Source organism: Psychrobacter maritimus, assembly GCF_029953575.1.
Taxonomy (GTDB): Bacteria; Pseudomonadota; Gammaproteobacteria; order Pseudomonadales; family Moraxellaceae; genus Psychrobacter; species Psychrobacter maritimus.
On sequence record NZ_CP124526.1, the window covers coordinates 1,662,013 to 1,688,062 of the forward strand.

Below are 26,050 nucleotides of genomic sequence, written 5' to 3' on the forward strand. Positions count from 1 at the left end.
ATATAGTCGGGACAGTTCAAAGCGACTCATACTCACCTTTTAAGACGCTCGCCAATACACTTTCATCACCATATCTTGGCGAGACAAACCAAACTTAGCCTTTAATTGACGCTTTAATATTTTGGCATCAGACGCTCCAAGCGCTCCCCAAACCTTTTCTATAACGATAGATGCGCCTTCTAAGCGTGTATCTATAACTGACAAGACAGCATCAGGAAGATTGGTGGTTGGCGTATTTAAGATATGCGTTATACTATCTTTTTTAAAATTATCTATCTGTGCTAATGTCTGACTTAATTCGATATCTTGTAAATACGCTCTATCTGCCACATCATGAGTAACGACAATGACGATTGGCGCTATTGGATTGTGCCAATTTTCTAATAAGTTAGCGACTGTTGGTATAGACGTTTCGTCGCAGATAAGCAGACATTGTCCGTCATTTAAATGCGCAATCTTTTCAGGATAATCGCGAACACTTTTGAGCTGCGTGCCAGCTTGAGCCGCTCTTGCCCAATTTCCACCAGGCGTGTCACCATGAATATAAGTATCCACCCAGCCATGTATTCGCTGAGTTCCTGCATCTTGCCATGCTTTTCGCAAGGTATAATAACGTTGTAACCTCTCCGATGCGTTATCAGAGGCATTAGCAGATTCATGACTGTTTGATATGTCAGTATTCATTTCAAACAGATAAGCGTATCCTGCATGATTCAGTGGCGAGTCAGCAGGCGCGATCACGACCAATCGATACATATTCGGGCTGGCGTAATAACTATCAATCACAGTGAAATAACGCTCTTGCTGTTTTATCGCCTGCTTGCCAAGTTTCTTTGAAGCCACCTGCAAGAGGTTGATATATTGCGACTTCAAAGTAACCGTTTCATCAATCACATTTTCAAATTCAATAAAGAATTGCTTGACCACATCAGGCAACGATTCAGCTTTATGACTTGGTAGACTTTCTGAGTTTTGAGCTGCTGCTTCGAGCAATAATCCATCGCTATAAACCTCTGCCACCACAACCGCTACATCATTACTGAGCTTAGTGTCAGCAAATGCCTCCACAAACATAGCCAGCTCATCTTGGTGTTCATCATTGATATGGTTCATGAACTTTATTTTAGCCGCCACGGGTAATGGCACTTTGTCTGTATAATGTTGATCAAAAACTTGGGACATAATGCACCCTTTATAAAAAATTAGTTTTATAAAAAAGACAAGGCGCTTGATCCACTCAATGCGCCTCATTTATTAGGCTTGTAACCTAACAAGCCATGACTATTTCTAAAATTTATAAGACAATGACGCTTTTACTTCACGCTCATCACCCGGAATATTAAAGGTATTGAGTGAACCGACGCGGACATAATGGTCTTTGTTAAAGAGGTTATAGACGTTTAACTGTCCGGTGAGCTGATCATTAAATGGATAACTGACCATTGCATCCCAAGTATTATAAGAATCTGCTTTGATACCTTGAGAGGAAGAAAACTCACCGACGGCGTTGACACCCAATCCTACTGTTAATGGACGAGCAAGCCAATTATCCGCTTCATAGCTTACCCAAAGGTTCGCAGAATGCTTTGGCATTAGTAAGAAAATGCCATCATCCCTATCACTTGATGCTTGTTTAATATCACTATCTAGATAGCTATAACCGCCAGATACCTGCAAATTCGGCATAATCTCGCCATTAACTTCTAGTTCTACGCCTTGCATTTGACGTTTACCTAATGCAACTTGATCGCCATCTTTTGTAGGAGCAGCAGCATTTTCATCGGTCAGACGGTAGGCACTTAGTCTTGCAGATAAGGTATCTTGCCAATGTCCTTTTAGACCGATTTCTATTTGATCGCCTTCACGCGGCTTTAGTAACTCACCGTCTTTATTGGCGACATACTGTGGGGTAAATACTTGGGTATAACTACCATATGCGTTGATATTTGGCGTCAACTCATACACAGCAGCCCCATAGCCGGTGGCTTTGCTACTACTGTCAGTACTGGCATTAGCATTGCTAATCTTGTCATCACTTTCTATCTCATAGTGACTCAAACGACCACCGGCGATTAAACTTAACTTATCGATAGGTTTATAATTGACTTTGCCATATAAACCTGTCTCACTCAGCGTATTTTCAGTGTGTACGAGGGCAAAACCTTTCTCACCGCGACGTGCTTGCTCAATAATACTGACTTCGTTCAAATCGTTGATTTGTTCGACTGTGAGCCCTTTACCCAAGGCTTGAGTTCGTGCATTCTCATTATCAGTTTTAAAGCGTTTATAGTCAGCACCAATGACATATTCGCTTTGATGGTTGCCAATCTTAAAAGGTTGGCTTAGATTGACATCAGCACTAAGTGACGTTTCATGAATATCTGCACCAATACCAGCAACATTGGTTTTATTGTCTACAAGGGCGCTTCCTGCAAAAGCATAATTATAATCAGCCTCTCGATCAGAGTAGCGCATACCGGCACTTATGACGCCGGCACTGGCAAGACGATGCTCAAAATCGGCAAACACATCATGGCTCTGACTGTTAAAGTCATTCCATTTAGCGCCATAGAATTTATCTTGAGGTAAAGATATTAATGATTTATCTGCAAAAGTTGGTAGACCATTATTAGGTGTGATTTGTCGATCTTGCATTAAATAACCTAGACCAAATTTGCTGGAATCATTCAATTGCTTATCAACACTGACATAGACCGTACTATTTTGATTGTCTTTTCCGCCGATATCATCAACTACTGGATTAGCACGCTGATTGTATTGCAGGACCGTTCGACCAACCAGACTGTCATCGGCGCTTAAACTGCCTTGTAGATCAGCAGTTACGCCATAACCTGTTGGGTTACTAACATTGGCTTCTAAGATTTGCTTGCCATCGGCTTCACCACGCTTTCGAACCAAATTTATCACACCGCCCATCTCTGACGCTGAATTAAACAAGCCAGATGGACCACGCATGACTTCTACTCGGTCAAATGCCGCTAAATTAGGCAAGGTGCCATTGATACTTGCCATTGGAGAGGCGAGCCCATCGATACTGTATTGGTCATATTCATAACCACGAGAAAAAATAGAGGAGCGCCCATCATCATTTTGCAGGACGCGTAAGCCTGTCGTGCGCTTAGCAATTTGGTCTAGGGTATCAAGATTTAAGTCATCGATTTTCGCTTGGGTGATCACACTGATAGACTGTGGAATATTTTCTAGATAATCTGGTATCTTGGTGCCGACCGTCGCGACATTGGCATTATATAAATTATTGTCTTCACTCGGATCAATGGCATATAAAGGGTTTGCGGTAACGACAATTGTATCTAATGTGGTGCTAGGCTCTGAATCAGCATTATTTTGTGATTCAGCAGCAGTCGCTGGTACTGACATAAAGAGTAACGATAAAACAGAATAGCATAGCGGAGATAGTCGGAAATGCGAGGATTGATTGGAGGTATTATTAACCACGTGAGAATTCCTTAAAGCAATAGTAGATAACCCATTGGGTTTGTTAGTGGTTTTAAAAACAGATAACGATTAAACGGAAACGACTCTGGCTTCATCTAGTGAAGTCAGAGTCTGTTCTTACCAGTTAGCACTCAACAACTAGAATCCTCTAGCATTATCACTAGTCGCGGTATAAAAGATATTAAAAGCACTATTAGCGCCAGTTTTTATGACTTTGCCATCTACTGTTGCACTGGCTTCGAAATTAACACCACCACCTGCACTCTCACCGCTAGCAATGTTAGGTAAGGTCAAAGAGTGTACGACCACTTTTTTATTGGTAACTGGTATATTTGCTTTGGTTAGTTTGGTACCACGTGGTTTGACCACTTCGCCCTCTGCAACGACTGTTGTTAAATCGTCAAAAATGATATCGAAATTTAATAATTGTGCCTGATCAAGTTTTGCTTGACCATTGACAACAGGGATACCAACAAGAGTTTTGCTGCCACGATGGATCATGCGATTATCGATAACTTTACCATTATCTAGCTTTCTGCCTTCTGCAGCCACTGAGTTCGTTCGAACCATCAACATCACTTTATAGCCTGGTACTGCAACTTTACCTTTTCCATCAAAAATATCAGCGACCAATTCTGGTGCATTTTTCGCTTTATTGATGACTACTCGAGCAGAGTTTTCAGAAACAGGATAATCTTTGCCGTCAATCGTTAAATAACGGGTATCAGCATAGTTACTTTGAGTTTTCATGAGACCCGTGGTGACAGCATTAGAGGTAGATACAGGCGTTGCGCTAGATGATGACATCGTATTTTGACAGCCTGCAACCCCTAAAGATAATAGTGCAATAGATAAAATAGAAACTTTAGATAATAGGTTTTTGCTGAAACATGACTGAGTTGAACGTGACATAATTTAATCTCATAAGAAGGATTTTTGTGAAATACAGAACCACTAGAAAGCAATACTATTGATAACGATTATCATATGCATTATTATTACGATATTGTAACTAATTGTCAATCATTATCAGTGATATAAACTGCATTTGTTAATCCTCTTACAGCTTCAATATAAGCAACGCTATGTCTAAGGCTTTTTTCAATAAACTAAATATAATAAAGGATAAGTATGTCAAGATTTCAGGGAAGCCTTGCAATTATAACGATAACTATGGCAGGAGTAATGATGTCACCAAGCTATGCTAAACCTGACTTGACCAAGACCGTAGATATGAGCTTATTGCATGCCAAAGATATCGGGTATCGTTTCGTATATCATACCTTCAGTGCACCTGCACCAGAACTATCCTCCTCTAGCTTAACCGATTCACAATTGAAAACGCTGCAAGCCTATGCAAAACCTCGTCATTATCAAGTGTGGTTAGCTATTCCTGAGCAGACAACCGATCATCTACTCTCTAACAATTCTGTAAAAACTCCTAGTAAAGTGCTTTATATGCTTGATGGCAATGCGGCTATTGATGATTTAAACAAAGAAACGCTGCGCTTATTATCCAAATCCACACCACAAAAATCAGCGCCCGCTTTGGTCTTCATAGGCTATCAGACGCCTTATCGTTTTGATGTTGACGCCAGAGCTTATGACTATACCCCACCACTATTAGCCAACACTACAGATAACAATGCGTTTACAGAAGAAGGTAGAGAGCGATTAAACGGCGGTGTAGAAAACTTTTATGCGTTGATTGAAAAAGAAATTAAACCTTGGGTATATGAACAGTTGGGCGAGAAACCGAAGCAAGAAGCCATTTGGGGACACTCTTACGGTGGTTTGTTTGTGTTATATAATTTGTTCAAGCATCCTGAAGCTTATCAGCAGTATTTCAGTGCAGATCCATCACTTTGGTGGCAAAATGGAGAGATGATTAACTATTGGCAGGCATATCAAAATCTTCCTAAAGCGCAACTTGCAGATATATCCAATAATAAACACAAACAAATACGACTCACTTTTAGTCACTCTCCAGAGCAGACCACTATGCCAGTAGTAGCGCCTACTCTGATGAGTAAAAAAGAATTCGCCAAGGAAGTCTGTGAGCACTTTGAGGAGCGTTGTAGCTATCAGTTTTACAACCAATCTCATGGAGAGGTATTTACAACCTCTCTATTAGAGAGCTTAAAGAACTTCTAAGATTAAGCCTATTCAAGATAACTTTAGCACTCTGACCTTATCTACTGGATAAGAAAAACCTCGCTAGGTTACCCAAGCAAGGCGGAAGAGAAAGATTGTTATTATATTTATTTTTTATTATTATCTTAGTTATTTTTAATAATAGCGGGACGAGATTGATTATATAGAAAGCCAACTATGGTAAATGACTCCTATTTTTCATTGTTATTCATTAACAAAGGCAATTTTACTTAAACCTGCTTGGCTTGCCGATGCTAACACTTGCGCCACCGTATCATATTTGCTGTCTTTATCCGCGCGCAATTGAATAGAAGGGTCTTTGCCTGAATCACTTTCTTGCTGCAAACGAGTATCTAACTCTTCTATGCTAATAGGATCGCTATCCCAAAAAATACCGGCATCTTTATCAATACTGATTTGGATTGCTTCAGGTGGCTGCTCATTGATTAGCGCACTGGTCTTGGGTAAATCAAGCGGTACTGTTGGGTTCAAAACAGTCGCTGTCAATAAAAAGATAATCATTAATACCAACATGACATCAATAAGTGGAATGAGGTTCATCTCATTCATACTTTGGACGTCATCATCACCTAACTGAAATGCCATAATATTCTCAATTGTGTATCAGTCTTATACAAAATCATAAATTTTTGCTTTGAAAAAAACCATGCAGTTCTATCGTTTACAACAGCTTTATAAATAAAGGCTAGCACTGCTACTGTTGATAAGCTTCTTGTTTATCAGTATGAATACTACTATTGCTATGAGCACTCTTACTACCAGTGACATTAGTGGTTATACCCTGCTTTTCAGCTACATTATGAGGCTCCATTGAAGGTTGCATTGCTGCTAAATTAACAGACTGCGCCAATAAATCATGGGCTCTATCATTGGCATGGTACATTACCCGTCGATTGATACGTACGGCAAGGTTATAAAACACCACTGCTGGAATTGCGACGGCAATACCGAGACCTGTCATAATGAGCGCCTCGCCAACTGGCCCTGCCACTTGTCCAAGTCCTGCTTGCCCACTGGTACCGATATTATGTAACGCGTGAAAAATACCCCACACTGTACCAAATAACCCAATAAATGGCGCGATCGCTGCAGTGGTACCTAAAATAGGTAAGCCACGTTCGCTAGCAAAACGGTAACGCCCTATATGCTTTAATAATGCTTGCTCAATGACTAATCGACGCATAGCAGCATCAGAGTTAGTCACAGCTGAACGCTTCATCTCAACCTGCTGACTCAAATCATCAGCAACACAGGCGGCCAATTTTCGGCTTTGTAATATGCGAATAATACCAGTTACCCAAGAGAGCACCGATAAGACCAATAGCAAGAAAAACAAGCTTTTGGTCACCAAATCGCTGTATTGCCAGTAGCTTGTAAAGTCCATATCAGACTCCTTAATATGTTATGCAATCATATGAGTTCGTTGCGAGTACCGCATAACGACTTATCATGAAAAATTATAAATAGTGACGCTTTGAAAATAATGGGCTTGGTAAATAACTAACTTTTACGGCACTGCATAACTGATAGGTAAAGTCACATTACCCACCACTGGTACGCCATTTTTCGTAAAGGGTTTAAATTTACCAGAACGTACTTGTTGCTGAGCTTCTCTATCGAGTGCAGCGTTGCCAGAAGATTGCGCTAAGCTCACATTATCAATGCCGCCTTGCTTATTAACTTGTAATATCAAAACCACCCTAAAGGTTTCGCCTGATTTGGCAGCTCGTCTGGCACGAGCAGGAAAACTAAAACTCGGTGCTGAGGCCCAGTTAGCGTTAGTGGCAGTAAAATTGACGGGGGTATTACTTGCGGCGGCGGCAGCTTGTTGATTGGCTTTCTCACGAGCAGCGGCTTGTGCGGCTTCTCTTGCCGCTTTGGCATCGGATTCGGCTTGCGCTTCACGATCTGCCTTTGCTTTGGCATCCGCTGCTGCCTGAGCCTCTCGCATAGCTTTGGCATGCACTTGTTGAGTAGCCTTTTCAGCCTGTACTGCCAATATCTTACGTTCGTTATCGGCTGCTAAAGCGCTTGCTTGAGCTGCTGCGTCTGATTCTTGTGATTTTATTGGTTGTTTGATGACAGGCTTGCTATTTACTACCTTTGTTGTCGCAGTAGCTGGCTTAGTATCAACTTGAGGCTTTGATGTCTCTTCTTTCACAACTGGTTGCACGGCTTTTTTAGGCTCTGGTTTTGCCTCAGGTACGCTAACAGATTGTGGTTTGAGCGCTTTAATAGGTTCGACTTCTGCGGCTGCCGTCACCGGCTCTGCAATTGTCGTAACTTCTGACACCAACTGTATTTCTATAGGTGGCGTTATTTTAAGTGGCTTAATAGTAGTCACAGGGGTTTTGACTATCACCAATGCAAGTGCTGTCAGCAAGTGTAATGTGACAACACAACCCATAACTGTTGATGTTAATTTAAGTGATGGCACATTGAAACTTGTTGAACCCATAACAGCCTAATAAGTCTATAAAATAAAATGTAATAGTAATGCAAACGATAACTATTAACAATAATTATCTTTCAGATGTTAATTTCCGCTTACAAATTACCCTCTCTACTTTAAATAGGTTTAAGAGGAAGGCAAGCTGTTTCTTAAAAGCTGCTAGAAAGATGAGTACCTCTATCTATGAAAATAACCAATATAAATAATGACAATAGTTCTCATTATCATTGATATATATCACTAACTCCTCTATGATAATCGCTGTTTACTTATCTGACCTTACAAAAAACGAAATAAGCAATAAGATTGAAGATTGAAGGCAAAATAAATAGCGAAGAACACTGTTGTTAATACAGTTATGCAGACTCTTTACTACCCTTCATATATTTGGCAGTCGTTTGATTAACCAACTTTCTATAACCTGTATAATGAGTTATTTATGTTTACCACTTTACTCTCTACACCAGTACCTGTATTCAAGCGTCCTTTATTAACCACTATGATGGTGGCATTAGTAGCCACTGTTAGTTTGACTGGCTGTACATCATCCGACTCTAGCGACTCTGAAACTGCAACGATTACAACAGAAAATAAAACGACAGATACAGTCTCAAATGCTACTAGTAATGGCGAGTCTGCCACTACTGTAAAAATTGATACCGTAAAAGGTGAAGTAAGCTTACCGATGAACCCATCACCCATTGCAGTATATGACATGACGCTAATGCAAGATTTAGCCGCTCTTGATGTGCCTATTCAAGGTATGCCAAACAATATGTTGTTAGACAATCTGCAAGCAAAAAACCAACCTGAGCCAAAAGAAGTAGGTACGTTATTTGAGCCAGATCTTGAAGCCTTGAATGCGCTACAACCGCAGGCAATTTTAATTGGCGGCCGCACTGCTAAAAAATACGATGAACTTTCGAACATTGCTCTTACCCTTGATATGAGTGTCGATACCGCCGATATTTATGAATCGAGCAAGCGCCGCCTGGCTGATTTAGGAGTATTGTTTGGTAAAAGTGAGCAAGCGGCCAAACTGCAAAAAGACATTGATGACCTGTTAGCAGAAACCAAAGCTTCCACCAAAGATAAGGGCACAGGCCTAGTCGTCATGGTCAATGGCAATAAAATGTCGGTATATGGTACTGAGTCACGCTATGGTTTTATTCACACCGTACTCAATATTCCAATAGCGGATGGACAAATCAAAGATGGTAACCACGGTCAGCCAGTGTCTTTTGAATATCTACAAAAGACCAATCCAGACTGGTTGTTTGTCATTGACCGTAGCGCGGCAATTGGTGAAGACAGTGCTGGAGCAAAAGCAGTATTAGATAATAAACTGGTTGCCCAAACCACTGCTTGGAGTAAAGATCAAGTGGTATATCTCAGTCCAGACTCTTATCTTGCATTCGGCGGTTATTATCAATGGATTAAAGATTTAACGACCATTAAAGACGCTTTTAATAATGCTAAATAATCGTTAGATTTATTAAGCATTATTAGATAACTGTCCTCAAACGATCACTTTGTGCGTCAATAAATTTCTAAGCCAGCAAACTTTATGCCGTTATTTTCTAATAAGATCAGTGTTGAGGATAAAGCAAGCGCTTCTTTGTCCACTAGCTCAGCAAAGTCGTCAAAAAGCGCGAGCAATAGTTTTAGCGCTCAACCTCGACGTGCCGTTATGGCACCATGGTTCATTAACAGCGCTAGCCTCATCATTATGGGGCTTTTGGTGTTATTAAGCTTATCAATCGGTGTAGCCGATTTTTCCTGGTCAGGTATCCTGCAAAGCCTCATCAGTCATAGCGCCAACTCAGACAGCTCGTTAATGTTAGTCAGCCGACTACCGCGTACCATTGCCATTATCTTAACAGGTATCGCAATGGCAGTGGCTGGAATGATTATTCAGGTAGTACTAAAAAACCGCTTCGTTGAGCCATCAATGGTTGGTGCTACCCAAAGTGCAGCGCTAGGGTTGCTCGTGGTCAGCTTGCTGTTTCCAGCCAGTGCGCTTATTATTAAAATGGGCGTGGCAACCATCGCTGCTCTATTTGGCATGATGTTATTTATGCTGCTGATTCACCGTATTCCACCGACAGACTTTTTAATGATTCCGCTGATTGGTATTGTCTTTGGCGGCATCATTGAAGCAGTGACGACCTTCATCGCGTATCAGACTGAGTCATTACAAATGCTAAGTGTTTGGCAGTTTGGTGACTTTTCTGGCGTATTAGCTGGTCGTTATGAATTATTGTGGCTGACAGGTGTACTCTGCGTGCTGGCTTATATCATCGCCGATAAACTGACCATCATTGGTTTAGGCGATAATATTGCGCTTAACTTAGGCATCAGCAAACGTCATGTGACGTGGATTGGCGTCGGAATGGTTGCCATGATGAGTGCCGTTGTCGTCGTGACGGTGGGTATGATTCCATTTATTGGTTTGGTCGTGCCCAATATCGTCAGTCGATTGATGGGTGATAAATTACGCCGTAGTTTACCTGCGGTTGCCTTGCTTGGTGCTTCAGCGGTATTGCTGTGCGATATTATTGGACGCTCGATTCGCTATCCATTTGAAGTGCCCGTAGCAACAGTTTTCGGTGTGGTTGGTACGGTACTGTTTTTATGGCTATTATTACGTGCACCTGCTGAACAATAAAAGCTGTTATTTGAATCACTCAACCCAATCCAGTTACCTAATCTTTTCACTTATCACTGCTTTTTTACCAATAAGTTTGGCACTATAGGATTTACGCATGTTTTCATCATCTAAGCCTAGCGCCGCAACCACTAACACCGCAGACGATAGTGCTTCAGAAAATAACGACGCTCTTACTTCTGGACAAAGTCGTCTAGCACAACTCTGGACAACAATCGTTAATCATCCAAAATCGATTGCGTCCATTGTATTGCTTATCTCGATGATTCTGTTTTTAAGCATTAACGTCCATGGACATTGGGATTTTGCGCTACCATTACGTAGTAAAAAACTACTAGCGCTGATGGTCGTTGGTTATGCGATTGGCGTCTCTACCCTATTGTTTCAAACCTTAACCCACAATCCTATTTTGACGCCCTCATTGTTGGGCTTTGATTCGCTGTATGTATTGCTGCAAAGCTTACTAGTATTCTTTTTGGGCGCGATTAGCTTTACCAGTCTTAATCCGATTGCTAAATTTTCGCTTGAAATTGTCTTGATGTTTGGCGCGTCGTTATTGCTATTTAAACTACTGTTCTCCAAAAGCAGTCAGGATTTAACACGGCTGATATTAGTCGGCGTCATCTTTGGGGTGTTGTTTCGCAGCTTATCGGCACTGATTGCGCGATTGATTAACCCTGATGATTTCGTCGTTGTGCAATCGGCAAGTTACGCCCAGTTCAATACCGTAAACCCACAACTTTTGGGTATTAGCTTTATTATTTGTGTCATTAGTGCGCTGTTTATTTGGCGCTGGCGCTATCAGTGCGATGTTTTGATGCTTGGTAAATCACAGGCAATCAACCTCGGTATCAACTACCAACGCCTAGCATTTGGGCTGTTAACGGGCATTGCGGTACTAGTTGCTACGGCAACCGCATTAGTTGGTCCAGTGACTTTCTTTGGCTTATTGGTCTGCGCATTGACCAATCGTATCGCGCGTAATATGTATCATAGCGAACGCTTAATATTGGTCAGCTTAGTGGCAATTATTTGCTTGGTACTCGGTCAAACCATATTTGAGCAAGTTCTCGGTATGGCTGGCGTCTTATCGGTCGTCATTGAATTGGCTGGTGGCTTGGTATTTTTAATATTGATTTTTATGAGCCAACGTCGCTCAAGCCATTAACCATAAAAATTTATTGAAAATTTAGCTCACAGATACTCAAATGAAGTAAAAACAATAAAGTAAGAACAATTATGATAAAAATAACTGGCATCTCGCATCATATCGGCAAACAGCAAATCTTGCATGACATGACACTGACCCTGCCTAGTGCCCAAATCATTGCCTTAATTGGTCCCAACGGCGCTGGCAAATCCACTCTATTTTCGGTGATGGCACGCTTGCAACCTTTGCAAAGTGGGCAAGTAAGCTTTGATGTAAATAATGAGGAACGTGGTATTGTCAGCTGTGATGCACGAACCTTGTCTAAAACGGTGGCAATGCTTGGGCAAGATAACCAAGTGCAAGGGCGGCTTCGGGTGCATGAACTACTAATGTTTGGGCGCTATCCTTATCATCAAGGTCAGCCAACCGCCAACGATCAACAAAAAGTGCAAGAAATTATAGAGCGCTATGAGCTTCAGCCGTTAGCCGAACGCTTCTTATCGACACTATCAGGTGGTCAACGCCAACGTGTGCTGATTGCGATGATTGTTTGTCAAGATACGCCGTATTTATTGCTTGACGAGCCATTAAATAATTTGGATATGTACCATGCTGGTCGCCTGATGCGTGAACTACGTGAGTTAAGTCATACTGAGCAAAAAACCGTGGTCATTGTCCTCCATGATATCAATCAAGCCGCACAGTTCGCTGATACCGTGGTAACGATGAAAAATGGGCGTGTGCTAGCCACAGGAGCGCCTGTAGATGTCCTCACGCAAGAAACCATGAAAGATTTATACAACGTCGATGTCACTGTTTTAAACCATCAAGGTCGTCCAGTGATTGTCGATACGGTGTAATTCAAGCTAACTGCCTCTAGCTTCATTCCTTACTTCTTAAAAAGAACAATTTATCTCACCTTCTGAAAATCATTCAATAGTTACTGACTAATAAAAACTAAGAATATATATAGTCAGGGAAAAGCAATATCGATACATAACAGTGCTGCTGATATCAATTTTTCTCGCTTGCTGAGCCTACGCAGACAGAGGCTGCAAAAAATTGATATCAGCAGCACCGTAGCGTTTTTAAGATACTTTAACTATAGTGACGATACCAAAACCAATAAGCTTTAGAACTGTTAGATTAAAGAGGCTTTGATGTTACGACCTGGCTCAAAGCCAGTGACAGCATCACCAGTCGCATTTAAATGAATTACTTTTTACAAGATTATGAGACAATTGATCACCCAAATAAAAAGGTCTGAACCATTAGTTCAGACCTTTTTTATTCTTAAAGAAAATACTGTATCTAAGAATTAGAAATCAATACTCACATCAAACACATAAGCCCGACCTGGCTCATTAAAAGTTCGAGCACCCGCATTGGTACCCGTGCCTTCGCGTTTAATTTGCTTATCAAATAAGTTTTTGATTCCGGCACCAACGGTGACACTATCCGTCAAGTTATAGCGAGTGCTGATATTGGCAAGTGCATAAGGCTTACGATCAAGCTTTAGCGTTTCTAACGCATCGCCAGTAGTAACTGAAACTTCAGGCGCTTCAATAGTTCCGTAATAACTAACACCAAAGTCGGTATTCCAACGTGGGGTAATGTCCCAGTTAACGTTAGAATTAACAGTAAACTTAGGGATTAATGATAACGCTTCGCCAGTATCTTTACGTTCTGAGCGAATATTTCCAGTGACATTAGTAGACCAAGAAACCGTGTCAGTCACTGGCACTTTTACAAAGCCTTCAAGACCTTCAATGATGGCTTCGCCTTGGTTCTCCCATTGAAAAACAGAGCGGTTTATATCTGCACTATCAACCACCACACCAACTACACCCACACGATCTACACCCGCACCAATACGGTTGTCATAGGCATTATGATAATACGTCAGACCAGCATTGAGTCCTGTACCATCGTCATAGGTAAAAGTCAGCTCTTTGTTCCAAGAAGTCTCGTGCTCGAGATCAGTGTTACCCAAAACATAGCAGCCTCGTTGATCAGTCGGAATCCAAGAAGGACAGCCATTGCCTTTAGTGTAGTAGATATAGTTGGGATCAAGTTGATAAAGTGATGGTGCTTTAAAGGCGCGACTGACCCCTGCTTTCACCGACCAGTTAGGGCTAAAGTCCCAAGTAGTATTGATACTCGGTGACCAATTGCTACCGGCTTCGCTGTGATAATCAAAACGGAGCCCTGGGGTTACATACCAATCTTGAGTGATTTGGTAGTTGTCTTCTAAATAAGCACCTATCAGGTAAGCATCTGATTTTGGATCGCGCTTAGCAGGGTCAGTTTCCACATCCCCAAAGTCAAAGCCTTCATCAAAAGTTAAATCTGAAACCACAGGATTATTGAGTTTTTCACCACGGAACTCAGCGCCTGCAGTCAAGGTGTGGCGGTCAAAAAAGATATCCCACTCTGACTTGGCGTTAAGTGTGTCATAAGTCGCTTTGTTCCATAGGTAATCTTCGCCTTCTACTGGAGGCTTAATTTGACCTTCAATACTACCACCAGTACCTTCAGCCAAGCGCTCATTATTGGTACGGTTAAACTCTAAATAGCTGTTACTACGGGAGTTTTCATAGTCACCTCGATGGGTTAAAGCAGCACCATAGCGGCGCATCTTATTGGTGGTGTCACCCCCTAGGGTTTCGACCAAGTCATCATTGACTGTTTGGAATTGCGAGTCGCCCGCCCAGCGGTTATCTTGCGTGCTGTAGTTGACCTCAAAACCCACAGTATTCATCGCATCCATAGCGTATTCAAAAAGCTGGCGGACGTCTACATTTTCCACCCCTTCAACACCTGCTGCGACCGAAGCAGCTGGTCCGTTGCTCCCATCAACAATTTGGGCGTCTTCGGCATTGATATAAGGGTCATCACCTTCACTGTCGTGGTAACCCAGCGTGGTACGGAAGGACAGCTTGTCGTTTAAAGAGCCAGCCATATTGATATTGGTGCGCCAGTCTTTGCCTTCTAAGTCACTCTCTGGGGATTCGTAGTGACCGGTGACCGAAAATTCTTTTTTAGTAGGCGCTTTGGTGATGATATTAACTACCCCGCCCATACTACCAGAACCATAGCGAGCCGCGGCTGGACCACGCAATACTTCGATTCGTTCAATAGCGCTCGGCGGCACCCATTGCGAGTCTCCACGGGTATCTTGCTCGCTAGCACGACCAGGGCGAACTGCATTGCGAGAAGTAACAGGACGGCCGTCGATTAGAATCAGCGTGTTATTCGGTCCCATACCACGTAGGTCAATCTGGCGCTGGTTACCGCGCTGACCAGAAGTTGAGGAGCCAGATAGGTTAACCCCAGGCATTTTGCGCACGATCTCTGCAATGTCATTGGAAACAGAGGCTTTTTTGATGGCCTCTTCACTAATCACTGACAGACCCGCTGCTTGTTCTAGCTCCTCTCGCGCCGCTTTAACGACAATGGTATCTAGCTCAACAGAGGGCATAGCTTGCTGTTCTGCCGCTTCTTGCGCTTCTATTTGTTGTACAGTAAGGCCACCGCTCTCAGCTGCGAATGCGGTAGTAGTAAGAATAGAGGCGATAGCGATGCTCAGAAAAGCTTTACCAGTCGTTAAACATAGTGGTTTTTGTAAGGAAGAGTTTTTCATAGCAAAAGAGGTTGGTAATATTGGCATAGATGACAATCCTGGAAGTATTTAGTGTTTACTAATATTTTTCAGCTTTTCTGATAGAAGAGATTCGATATAACATCATGAATACCTGCTAGAAAAACACGGTAAAGTTATGCTTTTTAATTGCTATAAAAGTAAGATAAGTAATTGAAGTATTAATATAGATAACATCTTAAAACTAGAAGATGCAAAGAGCTACCCACTACTCAGCAATAAAGAATGCACACTTTAGCAACATTATAAAAATAACGCAAACAATAATGATAATAGTTATCATTATTCTTCAATACAATATCGAATACCTTCAATTAGCTGATCATTAGCCTTATCGTTAAGCTACATAACTAAAACCTCTCAAGTTAATATCTACAGATTTAACAGCATTGAGCTCTATGCTAAAAACACTTATATCGAGAAAACGGCTATAAACAATAAAAGTAATTATATAGGATTCGGGATATTCTCGAAAAGAATGAATATTAATGTTACTCATACAAGAAAATCAGCCACTGGTCGCCTTAGTTTCTCTGCTTTTTATAGTTGTTGGGATTTTATTAGTGTTGCAGTACGTGATGATTCGTTATGGACAGTGGTTTTTAAATCAAGTCATTCGCTATTGGGTAATGACAAAACAGTATCTTGGAAAACACACACGCATCATTCAATTTAAGGATAGGCATCCCAAGCTGTATGTAATACTGTCACAACGGTTCGATATACGGCATTTTTATGGTCTGTCATTCACGCTTTTATTTGTATTAATGAGCTACGTATTGGCGTTATTCGTTGGGCTGGTCGAAGACGTGGCTACATTAAAACCTATTGTTGCCACAGACTACTTTGTATCACAGCAGATGAGTTTACTGCGTGACTCTGACGTTATTAATTTTTTCATTCAAATAACCAGCTTTGCTTCTACTCCTATGACCGTTTTGGTGATGCTGCTTACTATAGTAATATGCTGGGTGCTTCGGCAACGCCATGTCCTTATAGGACTACTGGTTGCTACTTCAGGTAGCGCCGCATTTACTTTTTTAACCAAATATTTATTTAAACGTGAGCGACCCGCCGATATTTTATTGTTTGAGCACACCCATTCTTTTCCAAGTGGTCATGCTACGATTACGATTGCTTTATATGGGTTCATTACCTACCTACTGATTCGATTTAATCAGAATTTTGTCCAAAAAATTCACATAACTATATTTTCTATCTTTTTTATGTTATTGATTGGGTTAAGTAGAATTGTGCTAAATGAACACTATTTAAGTGATGTGTTAGGCGGTTATTTGGTGGGTATATTGTGGTTGATGGTCGGCATCAGTATTACAGAGTGGTTGAGCGCAAAAAAGAAAATTATATGGCAAGTCGAGTGGTCAATGTCTCATGTATACATGATCTGGCTGAGTGGGGCTGGAATATTTATCAGTACACTGATTTATGCTGAAATTTATCAATTTCCTCTATTATCATCGCTTTAACTGGAGTACCCAAATCGCCATACTTGATTACTTGTACCTTCTTTTACCCTCTGTGACAATACGTAGGCTTTATAGCTGTTAATATCATCGACTACGACAGCTATGCATAATTTTTTAATAAATTTAATCTTATAGGCGTTTATATGAAAAACATGACCAAAGTGATGATGGCAGGTGTTTTAGCAGTAGGTACATTAGCTGCTGGCTGCCAAACTACTCCTAGCGTGACAGCTCCAGTAGAACAGACAATTACATCAAATATCCTACAAGCCTATAATTGGCAGTTGGTTGATGCCAAAGATGCAAATAACAATAAAGTTCCTCAGCTATTCTTTGATGCAAAGAACCCATTGGTTCTAAATTTTATGAATGAAAACGGCAACAATTTTGTCGCTCTCATGAATACCTGTAATAACCTAGCTGCTGGATACAGCGTTGTGAATGGTAACGTACAACTAGGCGGTATAAGAAGCACTCGAAAAGGGTGTCCTGAACCGTTAGCCAGCTTTGATACAGCAGCCGCAGCAACGGTACAAGGCAAATATAGCATCAGCAAGAGCGGTAACAACTTGCCTGTTCTGACTATTACTAATGCGAAGCAAGTGGCCAAATTTAAAGCCATTCCTAAGCAAGAATGATAGAAAGCACACCTGTTAGTAACTGTTGACTGACAACTAAAAATAACTGGTTTTTCTTTCTTAGAGGTATAATACTGCCCCGTCAAAGATCTATTGATGGGGCAAGCTAAAACATGGTAAAGATGAGATCATTCGTTCCTTTAAGACTCGCTCAATTACTGTTGTCCTACCACTATCATGCGGTCCGCATCGTGTTTTACAATACAGTTTAAGTCCGAGCCATAATTTAGAACTGACCGATGAACAAGGTCAGCGCCATCTTGTCAGCACTGGCTCAAGAATGACCGCCAATAATGGTAATTTTTTGCTGGATATGGCAGTTAGAGGCCATGGCATCGTCTTACTTCCTACCTTTATTGCTTACTAAAAGCTAAAAGACAGAGAATTGACCCCATTATTGCAGCAATTTCAATTACCCTTATTAAACGCTTATGCGGTCTATCCAAAAAACAAATTTCTATCAAAGCGGTGCCGAAAGCTTATTGAGCTGATTGCCGAGCGCTTTGGTGAGTATCCTTATTGGGATGAAGACTGAACCGCCCCGAACATATCTGAGGTTGATTTACTTAAGTAAGGCAGCATTGCCTAACAGCGTAAGATTATAATAATAAAGCGATAATGCTAGAGCCAGTCATTTTATCGGTATATCTAACAAAATCATTGCATCGATTGAGATTAATCGTTAAGCGCTTTGCTAACCTTTTACTATTACTATTACTATTATCAACAGGATCTAGGGCGTATCCCTAATTCAGTTTACAATGAATCATAGTACAAGCTAGATACAGCATAGACTTATAATTACGAGCCAATTTTTCGTATCGAGTCGCAATACTACGGAAGTGCTTTAGCCTTGCAAACGTGTTTTCAACCAAGTGTCGTAGCTTATATAAATAATGATCAAAAGCTAGATCTGGTTGTTTAGCATTTTTTCTCTTAGGTATGATAGGGCTTATGTTGTCTTGCTTGAGCCTCGTTCTAATGGTTTCAGAATCATAAGCTTTATCAGCAATGAAGTAGGTCGCATCCGTTAACCTCTCTATGATGTCATCTACCGCTTGGCTGTCGTGGACGTCACCCTCAGTGATTTTAAAATCAATCGGGTTTCCATGCGAATCGACGGTGAGATGAATCTTGGTGGTGGTTCCACCTCAAGATTTCCCAGTGTCTCGAAGCTCTCCTCGTCTGACGCCGCTTGAATGTTGATGACAGCGGATGTAGCTTCCGTCTGCGAATACCCGTTCTTCATCAATACTTGCTCGTAGGTCAAAAAAAATAGTTCCCATAACCTCTTTTTTGACAACCTGTTAAAGCGGTTGTAGGCAGTTCTCCATGGACATAGCCCACTCGGTATATCACGCCATAGGGCACCTGTACGAAGTTTCCACAGTATGGGTTCCATGACTTGTCTGTCGTTTTTTCAAGTATGACAGCCATGAGTCTTCATGGTGCTTTGGAGTTGTTCCCATGTATTATCATTGAGTACTGTTCTTGCCATATCCTAGAGAGCCATGTTTGAAATAGTCTCTATATTTTAAGGCTTTTGAACCTACTATTCTAGATTAGGGACACGCCCTAGTGACTTGGCATACCATAGAGATTTGCGATTAGCTCAACAGTGCGCAATTGGGCGCGTCGCGAATAGCCCTGTACCACCATCATGACCTCATCGACCTCTGTCTGCTCCTGAAGATCCTCCAAACCTTTTGCTACCTCGGCAGCAGTGCCATGAAGGGTTTGATCAGTATACTGTTCAATAATCTGGTGCTCTTGTAAATTGCCTTGAAAAGCCGCGACTTCATCAGGGGGCAGTAAAGCAAAAGGTTTACGCTGGAACATTCTCAACATTGCCATGGCAGACGACGTTGACTGGCGACGTGCTTCTACAGGATCTTCGTCCGCAATCGTACCTATACTAACCAAACTGTATGGCTTGGCTAGGAATTGTGATGGACGGAAATTCTCTCGGTAAATGCGCATGGCATTTAAAACATCAGCACTGCCAAACTGCAAGGCAAACGCATAAGGTCTGCCAAGCTGTGCTGCCAGATGCGCTGAATAAGTCGATGACCCCAAGATCCAGACATCAGCTGTGGTCTTCGATGGTGGCACTCGATTTTGCTCGGCCTGCCATGGGCCTGGCACCGCATGAACCTCACTATAAGGATGGTCTTGTGGAAAACTATTTTCTAAAAAGCCCAACAACTCTGCGACTTGCTGAGGAAACTCATCGTTTGCCGCATGGTGACGACGCAAAGCTGAAGCTGTTGCGCCATCCGTACCTGGTGCCCTTCCCAAACCCAGATCAATCCGTCCTGGCGCCAGCGCATCAAGCATACCAAATTGCTCAGCGACCACCAGAGGCACATGATTCGGTAGCATGATACCGCCTGCACCAAGCCTAATGCGCTCGGTTTCACCAGTAAGCCGAGCCACCATCATCTGTGGCGAAGGAACCGCGGCGCCAGGCATGGCATGATGTTCAGACATCCAAAACCGCTGAAAGCCCCTTTTATCCGCCAGTTTCGCAAGCGCAATCATCTCTTGAAAGGTGTTCTCTACTGTGTGGCCAACGCCGGTGAAGGCATTGTCGAGTACCGAGAGAACGAAAGGTGCGTTGCCAGAATTATTTGGCATATTCATAAACTGTCTCAGTTATGCAGTGTTTATTATATGTGGCAACACACTTTGAGCATTGCCACACAGGGAAGCTTCTAAAAATTGACTTCTAAAGAACTAGAATTTATAGGTTTGACCATCATTAGGAACAAGCGCACGCTGTTTGTCTAAGTGTTTTTCTTCGATAAAACGGCGCAGCTCTGCCTTCGACAGTGCGCCATGATTGACCGTATCCATGTGCACATTAATTATCTGAGCATTAGGTGAGAATTGATACGCACGGTATACATCGTCTTTACCCATAATAATAGAGTCATCGACAAAGGTAGACAGCTTTGCATAGCCTGTATTAAGGATGACCGCATCAGGCTTGTAGCGAGTCAGCGCATTCTCTACGTCTTTATTCCAAATGGTATCCCCTACTACATAGACGGTCTTGTAGTTTGGCTTTTGGAACACAATACCCATCGTTTTACCAAGTGCCTGAGCAAGCGCTGGAACTTTGTACATCTCATCAGTGCCATGCTGTCCGATGGTTTTATTGATTCTAGTGCCTTTAAACACCACCCCTTGCTCTGTCAACACTCTGACATCGGTAAAGCCATCTTTACGCACGATTGCCGCATCGGCTTCATTTTGGGTAAAAATTGGCATATTACGAGGGACCAGGTTGCGTGCAGCATCGTCCCAATGATCCGCATGTAGATGGGTTAAAATAATGGCGTCAGCCTTTAGCACCTCTGCAACAGATACCGGCAAATCTACCATTGGATAGCGTATTTGGCTATTTAACGTATCTGCAAACCCTGGATAAGCGTTTTTAGCCGCGAGCATAGGATCCACTAAAAACGTGGTACCGTCATAATCAAGCTTAATCGTGGCATTACGGATTTGCTGAAATTGAACGGTATTGGTCGCCGTCTGTTTTACCGCGTTAGAATTGGTCGCTGGACTGGCAAAGGTGGTACATGCGGTTAACAAAATGAAACCACTTAATAGTGTGGTGCCGGTCAGCGATTTCGTTATATTCATAATGGTTACCTTATTGATGAGTCTATGTTATGAGTTAATAATGGTTTGCTTAAAAACTTATGACTAACGCGCAATCCAAGTTTGGGTGTCAATCACTTCGCCATATAGGAATTCAATCGCTGCCATAATGGTGGCATGAGCCTGAGCTGCGGGTACGGTCGTGCCATTAAATTCAAGATCAAGCGTGGCACAGGCATCATGGATGGTGGTCGTTGTATAGCCAAAGTCAACCGCAGCACGAACGGTTGCATCAATACACATATGGCTCATGGCGCCAATCACGGTAACGTCTTTGATGTTTTCTTTATCAAGCAGATCTTTAAGAGAGGTCTCACGAAACGAATTGGGGTAATGCTTAGTGATGACGGCTTCGCCCTCTATAGGCTTTACTTTCTCATTGATTTCTACACCATCAGTACCAGGCGTAAAGATTGGTGCGTCAGCAGAAGGCATTTCATGACGGATATGAATGACGGTATGGCCTTTTTCTCTAGCAGACGCAATAACCAACGCCGCATTGGCAGCGGCTTCGTTAATACCTACGAGTGATAAGTTACCTTGCGGAAAATACTCATTTTGAATATCTACAACGATCAGTGCTTTTGTGCTCATGATGATTCCTTTTTTTATCAAAGTGACTGTATAGGCGTACATTATATAAGCGCTGTGACACACTAACGAGTGGCTACATCGACACACAAGAGGTTAATAACGACATATGAATCAAAAAGACGCTATTGAAATTGGGTTAGTTGTTTATGAGAAGGCTCAAATGGCGGCCGTCCTTGGCTTGACTGATTTACTAGTCATTGCCAGTAAGATCGCCGCCAAACATCGAGATACAACCGATCTGCCTTTACAAGTGAGTCACTGGGAAATTAAAGATGCTGATCTGCGACCTACCTGCACTTTTTCGAGCAATTCTGATAGTGCAGGAAGGTTAACAGCTATCATCATTCCACCCACGTTAGAGACGCCAATTGCAAAGCAAGCAGCGGCACCATGGCTGGAATGGCTAAGAGATCAGCATTCCACAGGTGTGATACTGTCATCCGTCTGCGCCGGTGCTTTTTTACTGGGCGAGACGGGACTCCTATCCAAACGCAAAGCAACGACGCATTGGGGTTATGTAGAAGAGTTTGAACAGCGCTTCCCCGATGTCGATCTTGATGTGGATCGCATTATTATCGAAGACGGTGATATTGTGACCGCTGGTGGCGCGATGGCTTGGACGGACTTGGGGCTTAGGATGGTGGATCGCTTTCTTGGCTCACAAGTGATGAATGAGACCGCTCGTGCGTTGTTAATTGATCCCTCAAGGCGTGAACAATGTTATTACAGTGCATTTTCTCCAATACTCACCCATGGTGATGCCGCCATACTAAAGGTGCAGCATTGGCTACAAAAAACAGAAGCACGGGTTATTGATTTATCCACCCTAGCTAGTTGTGCGCAGTTAGAGGAGCGCACTTTTCTGCGCCGTTTCCATAAGGCGACGGGCATGACATCAACAGAATACTGTCAGCGATTACGCATTGGTAGTGCAAAAGACTTTCTACAGTTCTCTTTAATGCCTGTTGAGCAAATAGCGTGGAAAGTTGGTTATAGTGATGCCAGTGCATTTCGTAAAATATTTAAGCGCATTGTTGGTTTGACCCCTAGCGAATATCGGCGCAGATTTACTCTGGATGAAGAGTGATAGGTTTAGGCGATTTCTGGATTAAAGGTAGGTGCATTGACTGCTTGTAGGCAGGAGATAGGTTTAATAAAACGGTCCCAATGTAGTTGCGACCGCCTTATCCTTTAATGATAATTAATCGGAAGATCTTGTTTTAAAACGCAGTAAACGCAATGCATTCAGCGTCACCAGTACTGTAGCACCAGTATCCGCTAGCACAGCAATCCAAAGCCCTGTCACGCCGAGCACAGTGGTTATCAGAAATATGCCCTTTAACCCAAGTGCAAATATGACATTTTGATGGATATTTCTCATGGTGGCGCGGGATAAGGCAATAAGGTTAGCAACGTCTATCACGCGGCTTTTTAATAGGGCAATATCAGCCGTTTCGATAGCCACATCCGTGCCACTGCCCATCGCAATGCCAATGTCTGCCGCTGCCAAAGCGGGTGCATCATTGATACCATCACCAATCATCGCTATTTTACTATTGCTTTGCATCTCACTGAGTAGACGTAGCTTGTCTTCAGGTAACAGCTCAGCTTTCCACTCTATATCTAACTGACTGGCAAGCGCTTTTGCCGTACGACTGTTGTCACCTGTGAGCATGACGGAGCGCACGTTCATCTTGTTAAGCTGGGCAATGGCCTGCTTTGCATCCTCTCGTAACTCATCACGTAGAGCGACCAATCCGAGCGCCTCCCTCGTTTGCTCATCAAACAAAATAGAAACCGTTTTACCATCATTTTGTAGCATCTCAATTTGAATCTGCTGCTCAGCTGGCAACATCACTTTCTCAGCGACGTAGACTGGTGAGCCGATGGCCAAAGAGCGTCCAGCAACCGTTGCATGAACCGCTTTACCTGCGGTCGCAAAGGCGTTGGAGGATCCAGGTATGACTACCTTAGCGGCTTTGGCATGATCCACAATAGCGATAGCAAGCGGATGACTGGAGGTAGCATCGACACTTGCAAACAGTGACAGTAGTTTATCGCGACCCTCAGCATCGCCATGTACTGTTTTAAAATCAATGATATCGGTTACTCGAGGTTTGCCCTCGGTCAAAGTACCCGTTTTATCAAAAGCGACAGTGTTGACCTGACCCACCAACTCCATGACATTACCTCCTTTGATAAGCAGTCCATGGCGCGTGCCGACAGCCAAACCTGAGGCAATAGCGGCAGGTGTTGACAGCACAAGAGCACAAGGACAGGCGATCAGTAATAGCGCTAAACCACGGTATAGCCATACTCCCCATTCTGCTCCCATCAGTAGAGGTGGGATAATAATCACTAAAGCCGCAATCGCCATAACGATAGGCGTATAGTAGCGGCTAAAGGTTTCAATAAAGCGTGCAGTCGGTGCTTTGGACGCTTGTGCCCGCTCCACAAGCTCAATAATACGAGCAATTGTATTATCTGCCGCTGTTTTTTCTACGCGTATTTGTAGTACCCCATCAACGTTGATAGATCCAGCAAAGACCTCATCGCCTATGGTTTTGGCAACAGGAACAGATTCTCCCGTCACAGGTGACTCATCAAGGCTAGACGTACCTTGAACAATCACGCCATCAGCAGAGACTCTATCACCAGGACGCACAAGCACCTTATCATTCACTTGTAGTGAAGTCGCTGCCACCTGACGTTGTTGTCCTTGCGCGTCCAGTAAAATAGCTGTCTTTGGCACAAGCGACGATAATGCTCTGATTCCTGCGCGCGCACGATTAGCTGCGACACTCTCTAATAGCTCCCCAACCGAGAATAAAAAGACCACGGCAGCCGCTTCTTCAGCTTCACCTATGATAAGCGCGCCAATAGCCGCAACAGACATGAGCATTTCAATTGAAAAAGGCGATCCTGCTAACGCCAGTGCAGAAGCTTTGCGAGCAAATGGTAGGACACCGATAGCCACAGCGGCAATAAAAGCCCATGCGCCATATTCAGGGAAAATTAAAGACAATACATATGCGGCACCCATCAAAAGCCCCGTACCAATGACCTGTTTGCCTTTTATGGTTTGCCACCAGCGCTGATTGTCCACCGCTGATTGATTACCATCATTGCCCCTCTCATTTTGTTGACCCGTTAACGCTGACACACCAAACCCTAGGCTTTTAATGGTTTTCTCGATATCTTTAACGCCAGTATTCGTATCAGGCGCCAAGGTTAGCTCTAGCTTTTGAGTCGCAAAGTTTAACTGAACCTCAGAGACACCAGGTATTCGCATTAACGCCCGCTCGATTTTACCAACACAACTGGCACAGTCCATACCTTCAATATGATATTGCATAATCACTTCTCCTCTTGTTAAAGGCAGTATGAACCCTATAGTAACTTTAGGGTCAAGACTTTTAACGATAAAGAGGTTTGATTTTTTATCAGCAAACCTTATAGTTACTTTATTGTTTAGATAATAGAAAATACTATTTAAGGAGATACACATGCTAATCAAAATTGGTGAGCTTGCCACGCGCACCGGTGCGACGGTCGAAACCATTCGCTATTATGAGAAAGAGAGGTTATTACCAAAACCTGCGCGTAGCCAAGGCAACTATCGTTTGTATAATGAAGCGCATTTTGAGCGTCTACAATTTATCCTGCACTGCCGTACGCTCGATATGACTTTGGATGAAGTACGAACCCTGCTTCAATATAGAGATAAACCTGATGAAAACTGCGGTGAGGTCAATGTGCTATTGGATGAGCATATCGATGCGGTAGAGACACGTATGGAAGAGCTGATACAATTAAAGCAACATCTACTAGCGTTGCGGCAAAAATGCGCAAGTGAAGCGCTAGCTGAATCCTGCGGAATATTGCATGCGCTTGCCGATAACTCGTGTCATAGATAAAGTATTCATTTTGATAACACTGTCCACTTTTTATCATTAAAAGTAGACCTATAACCAAAGGCGCGGGGCAAACGCATCACTAAGATGCAGTTGCCCATGTCAGATTTTTTTCAACTGGTCAATATTTTCAGATGTGATTCAGCCCATCGTCCTTTCTGTCAA

General features: G+C 42.6%; 21 protein-coding genes and 1 pseudogene. 10 read left to right on the plus strand and 12 right to left on the minus strand.

Annotated elements, in window-relative coordinates:
• Positions 1–39: 39 nt before the first annotated feature.
• The 3 genes from QJS82_RS06910 to QJS82_RS06920 form a co-directional block, all read right to left on the minus strand.
• Complete coding sequence (locus QJS82_RS06910; protein WP_198328167.1) at positions 40–1,182, minus strand: siderophore-interacting protein; 1,143 nt, start codon at positions 1,180–1,182, stop codon at positions 40–42.
• Between the two features lie 105 nt (positions 1,183–1,287).
• Positions 1,288–3,477: a TonB-dependent siderophore receptor gene (locus tag QJS82_RS06915; protein WP_198328168.1), complete on the minus strand. Its 2,190-nt coding sequence runs from the start codon at positions 3,475–3,477 to the stop codon at positions 1,288–1,290.
• Positions 3,478–3,615: 138 nt separating this feature from the next.
• Complete coding sequence (locus QJS82_RS06920) at positions 3,616–4,389, minus strand: hypothetical protein (RefSeq protein ID WP_198328169.1); 774 nt, start codon at positions 4,387–4,389, stop codon at positions 3,616–3,618.
• Positions 4,390–4,608: 219 nt separating this feature from the next.
• Here QJS82_RS06920 and QJS82_RS06925 point away from each other — a divergent pair, with 219 nt between their 5' ends.
• Positions 4,609–5,631 (plus strand): alpha/beta hydrolase, encoded by a 1,023-nt coding sequence (locus tag QJS82_RS06925; protein ID WP_191692368.1) that lies wholly within the window; start codon positions 4,609–4,611, stop codon positions 5,629–5,631.
• 204 nt (positions 5,632–5,835) lie between these two features.
• On the opposite strand, the gene QJS82_RS06930 is transcribed toward QJS82_RS06925, so the two are convergent.
• The 3 genes from QJS82_RS06930 to QJS82_RS06940 form a co-directional block, all read right to left on the minus strand.
• A complete protein-coding gene (locus tag QJS82_RS06930; RefSeq protein WP_191692369.1) occupies positions 5,836–6,237 on the minus strand; it encodes an ExbD/TolR family protein in 402 nt (133 codons plus the stop codon).
• 109 nt (positions 6,238–6,346) lie between these two features.
• The gene (locus QJS82_RS06935; RefSeq protein WP_191692370.1) at positions 6,347–7,036 is read right to left on the minus strand and encodes a MotA/TolQ/ExbB proton channel family protein; all 690 of its coding nucleotides are present in this window, start codon (positions 7,034–7,036) and stop codon (positions 6,347–6,349) included.
• A 123-nt stretch (positions 7,037–7,159) separates the two neighbouring features.
• Positions 7,160–8,059, minus strand: coding sequence for an energy transducer TonB (locus QJS82_RS06940; protein WP_225211732.1), 900 nt, complete (start codon positions 8,057–8,059; stop codon positions 7,160–7,162).
• A 484-nt stretch (positions 8,060–8,543) separates the two neighbouring features.
• Between QJS82_RS06940 and QJS82_RS06945 the strand changes: the two genes are divergently transcribed.
• The 4 genes from QJS82_RS06945 (at position 8,544) to QJS82_RS06960 (ending at position 12,782) form a co-directional block, all read left to right on the plus strand.
• Positions 8,544–9,587 carry a siderophore ABC transporter substrate-binding protein gene (locus QJS82_RS06945; protein ID WP_191692372.1) on the plus strand — a complete coding sequence of 348 codons (1,044 nt, stop codon included), beginning with the start codon at positions 8,544–8,546 and terminating at the stop codon, positions 9,585–9,587.
• A 207-nt stretch (positions 9,588–9,794) separates the two neighbouring features.
• Positions 9,795–10,772, plus strand: a complete 978-nt coding sequence (locus tag QJS82_RS06950) for an ABC transporter permease (protein ID WP_376779287.1) — start codon at positions 9,795–9,797, stop codon at positions 10,770–10,772.
• A gap of 97 nt (positions 10,773–10,869) precedes the next feature.
• Entirely contained in the window at positions 10,870–11,940 is a 1,071-nt protein-coding gene (locus QJS82_RS06955) for an iron chelate uptake ABC transporter family permease subunit (protein ID WP_198328173.1), read from the plus strand.
• A gap of 71 nt (positions 11,941–12,011) precedes the next feature.
• Positions 12,012–12,782, plus strand: a complete 771-nt coding sequence (locus tag QJS82_RS06960; RefSeq protein WP_191692374.1) for an ATP-binding cassette domain-containing protein — start codon at positions 12,012–12,014, stop codon at positions 12,780–12,782.
• 458 nt (positions 12,783–13,240) lie between these two features.
• Here the strand turns inward: QJS82_RS06960 and QJS82_RS06965 are convergent, their stop codons facing one another.
• On the minus strand, positions 13,241–15,592 hold the full coding sequence (locus tag QJS82_RS06965) for a FepA family TonB-dependent siderophore receptor (RefSeq protein WP_281490007.1): 2,352 nt from the start codon (positions 15,590–15,592) through the stop codon (positions 13,241–13,243).
• A 479-nt stretch (positions 15,593–16,071) separates the two neighbouring features.
• Here QJS82_RS06965 and QJS82_RS06970 point away from each other — a divergent pair, with 479 nt between their 5' ends.
• From QJS82_RS06970 to QJS82_RS06980, 3 genes are all read left to right on the plus strand, one after another.
• Complete coding sequence (locus QJS82_RS06970) at positions 16,072–17,070, plus strand: phosphatase PAP2 family protein (protein WP_281490008.1); 999 nt, start codon at positions 16,072–16,074, stop codon at positions 17,068–17,070.
• A 143-nt stretch (positions 17,071–17,213) separates the two neighbouring features.
• Entirely contained in the window at positions 17,214–17,708 is a 495-nt protein-coding gene (locus QJS82_RS06975; RefSeq protein ID WP_191692471.1) for an META domain-containing protein, read from the plus strand.
• A 385-nt stretch (positions 17,709–18,093) separates the two neighbouring features.
• Positions 18,094–18,243, plus strand: a complete 150-nt coding sequence (locus QJS82_RS06980; protein WP_191692470.1) for a hypothetical protein — start codon at positions 18,094–18,096, stop codon at positions 18,241–18,243.
• A 211-nt stretch (positions 18,244–18,454) separates the two neighbouring features.
• Here QJS82_RS06980 and QJS82_RS06985 read toward each other — a convergent pair.
• The 4 genes and pseudogenes from QJS82_RS06985 to QJS82_RS07000 form a co-directional block, all read right to left on the minus strand.
• Positions 18,455–19,206 (minus strand): annotated as a pseudogene (locus tag QJS82_RS06985) (IS5 family transposase).
• A gap of 77 nt (positions 19,207–19,283) precedes the next feature.
• Entirely contained in the window at positions 19,284–20,351 is a 1,068-nt protein-coding gene (locus QJS82_RS06990; RefSeq protein ID WP_191692469.1) for an LLM class flavin-dependent oxidoreductase, read from the minus strand.
• A 93-nt stretch (positions 20,352–20,444) separates the two neighbouring features.
• Positions 20,445–21,359, minus strand: a complete 915-nt coding sequence (locus QJS82_RS06995; RefSeq protein WP_191692468.1) for an MBL fold metallo-hydrolase — start codon at positions 21,357–21,359, stop codon at positions 20,445–20,447.
• 63 nt (positions 21,360–21,422) lie between these two features.
• Positions 21,423–21,971, minus strand: a complete 549-nt coding sequence (locus QJS82_RS07000; protein ID WP_191692467.1) for a cysteine hydrolase family protein — start codon at positions 21,969–21,971, stop codon at positions 21,423–21,425.
• Between the two features lie 160 nt (positions 21,972–22,131).
• Here QJS82_RS07000 and QJS82_RS07005 point away from each other — a divergent pair, with 160 nt between their 5' ends.
• Positions 22,132–23,058 carry a GlxA family transcriptional regulator gene (locus tag QJS82_RS07005; RefSeq protein WP_263612371.1) on the plus strand — a complete coding sequence of 309 codons (927 nt, stop codon included), beginning with the start codon at positions 22,132–22,134 and terminating at the stop codon, positions 23,056–23,058.
• 114 nt (positions 23,059–23,172) lie between these two features.
• Here the strand turns inward: QJS82_RS07005 and QJS82_RS07010 are convergent, their stop codons facing one another.
• Complete coding sequence (locus tag QJS82_RS07010) at positions 23,173–25,326, minus strand: heavy metal translocating P-type ATPase (RefSeq protein ID WP_191692465.1); 2,154 nt, start codon at positions 25,324–25,326, stop codon at positions 23,173–23,175.
• Between the two features lie 151 nt (positions 25,327–25,477).
• On the opposite strand from QJS82_RS07010, the gene cadR reads away from it, so the two are divergent.
• Positions 25,478–25,888, plus strand: coding sequence for a Cd(II)/Pb(II)-responsive transcriptional regulator (gene cadR, locus QJS82_RS07015; protein ID WP_068406859.1), 411 nt, complete (start codon positions 25,478–25,480; stop codon positions 25,886–25,888).
• The last annotated feature ends 162 nt before the right edge of the window (positions 25,889–26,050 follow it).

What these genes read in the sequence shown, in the direction of transcription:
- QJS82_RS06910 (WP_198328167.1), bottom strand. Translation starts at nt 1,182, where the DNA reads ATGTCCCAAGTTTTTGATCAACATTATACAGACAAAGTGCCATTACCC.
- QJS82_RS06920 (WP_198328169.1), bottom strand. Translation starts at nt 4,389, where the DNA reads ATGTCACGTTCAACTCAGTCATGTTTCAGCAAAAACCTATTATCTAAA.
- QJS82_RS06925 (WP_191692368.1), top strand. Translation starts at nt 4,609, where the DNA reads ATGTCAAGATTTCAGGGAAGCCTTGCAATTATAACGATAACTATGGCA.
- QJS82_RS06930 (WP_191692369.1), bottom strand. Translation starts at nt 6,237, where the DNA reads ATGGCATTTCAGTTAGGTGATGATGACGTCCAAAGTATGAATGAGATG.
- QJS82_RS06935 (WP_191692370.1), bottom strand. Translation starts at nt 7,036, where the DNA reads ATGGACTTTACAAGCTACTGGCAATACAGCGATTTGGTGACCAAAAGC.
- QJS82_RS06940 (WP_225211732.1), bottom strand. Translation starts at nt 8,059, where the DNA reads ATGGGTTGTGTTGTCACATTACACTTGCTGACAGCACTTGCATTGGTG.
- QJS82_RS06945 (WP_191692372.1), top strand. Translation starts at nt 8,544, where the DNA reads ATGTTTACCACTTTACTCTCTACACCAGTACCTGTATTCAAGCGTCCT.
- QJS82_RS06950 (WP_376779287.1), top strand. Translation starts at nt 9,795, where the DNA reads ATGGCACCATGGTTCATTAACAGCGCTAGCCTCATCATTATGGGGCTT.
- QJS82_RS06955 (WP_198328173.1), top strand. Translation starts at nt 10,870, where the DNA reads ATGTTTTCATCATCTAAGCCTAGCGCCGCAACCACTAACACCGCAGAC.
- QJS82_RS06960 (WP_191692374.1), top strand. Translation starts at nt 12,012, where the DNA reads ATGATAAAAATAACTGGCATCTCGCATCATATCGGCAAACAGCAAATC.
- QJS82_RS06965 (WP_281490007.1), bottom strand. Translation starts at nt 15,592, where the DNA reads ATGCCAATATTACCAACCTCTTTTGCTATGAAAAACTCTTCCTTACAA.
- QJS82_RS06970 (WP_281490008.1), top strand. Translation starts at nt 16,072, where the DNA reads ATGTTACTCATACAAGAAAATCAGCCACTGGTCGCCTTAGTTTCTCTG.
- QJS82_RS06975 (WP_191692471.1), top strand. Translation starts at nt 17,214, where the DNA reads ATGAAAAACATGACCAAAGTGATGATGGCAGGTGTTTTAGCAGTAGGT.
- QJS82_RS06990 (WP_191692469.1), bottom strand. Translation starts at nt 20,351, where the DNA reads ATGAATATGCCAAATAATTCTGGCAACGCACCTTTCGTTCTCTCGGTA.
- QJS82_RS06995 (WP_191692468.1), bottom strand. Translation starts at nt 21,359, where the DNA reads ATGAATATAACGAAATCGCTGACCGGCACCACACTATTAAGTGGTTTC.
- QJS82_RS07000 (WP_191692467.1), bottom strand. Translation starts at nt 21,971, where the DNA reads ATGAGCACAAAAGCACTGATCGTTGTAGATATTCAAAATGAGTATTTT.
- QJS82_RS07005 (WP_263612371.1), top strand. Translation starts at nt 22,132, where the DNA reads ATGGCGGCCGTCCTTGGCTTGACTGATTTACTAGTCATTGCCAGTAAG.
- QJS82_RS07010 (WP_191692465.1), bottom strand. Translation starts at nt 25,326, where the DNA reads ATGCAATATCATATTGAAGGTATGGACTGTGCCAGTTGTGTTGGTAAA.
- cadR (WP_068406859.1), top strand. Translation starts at nt 25,478, where the DNA reads ATGCTAATCAAAATTGGTGAGCTTGCCACGCGCACCGGTGCGACGGTC.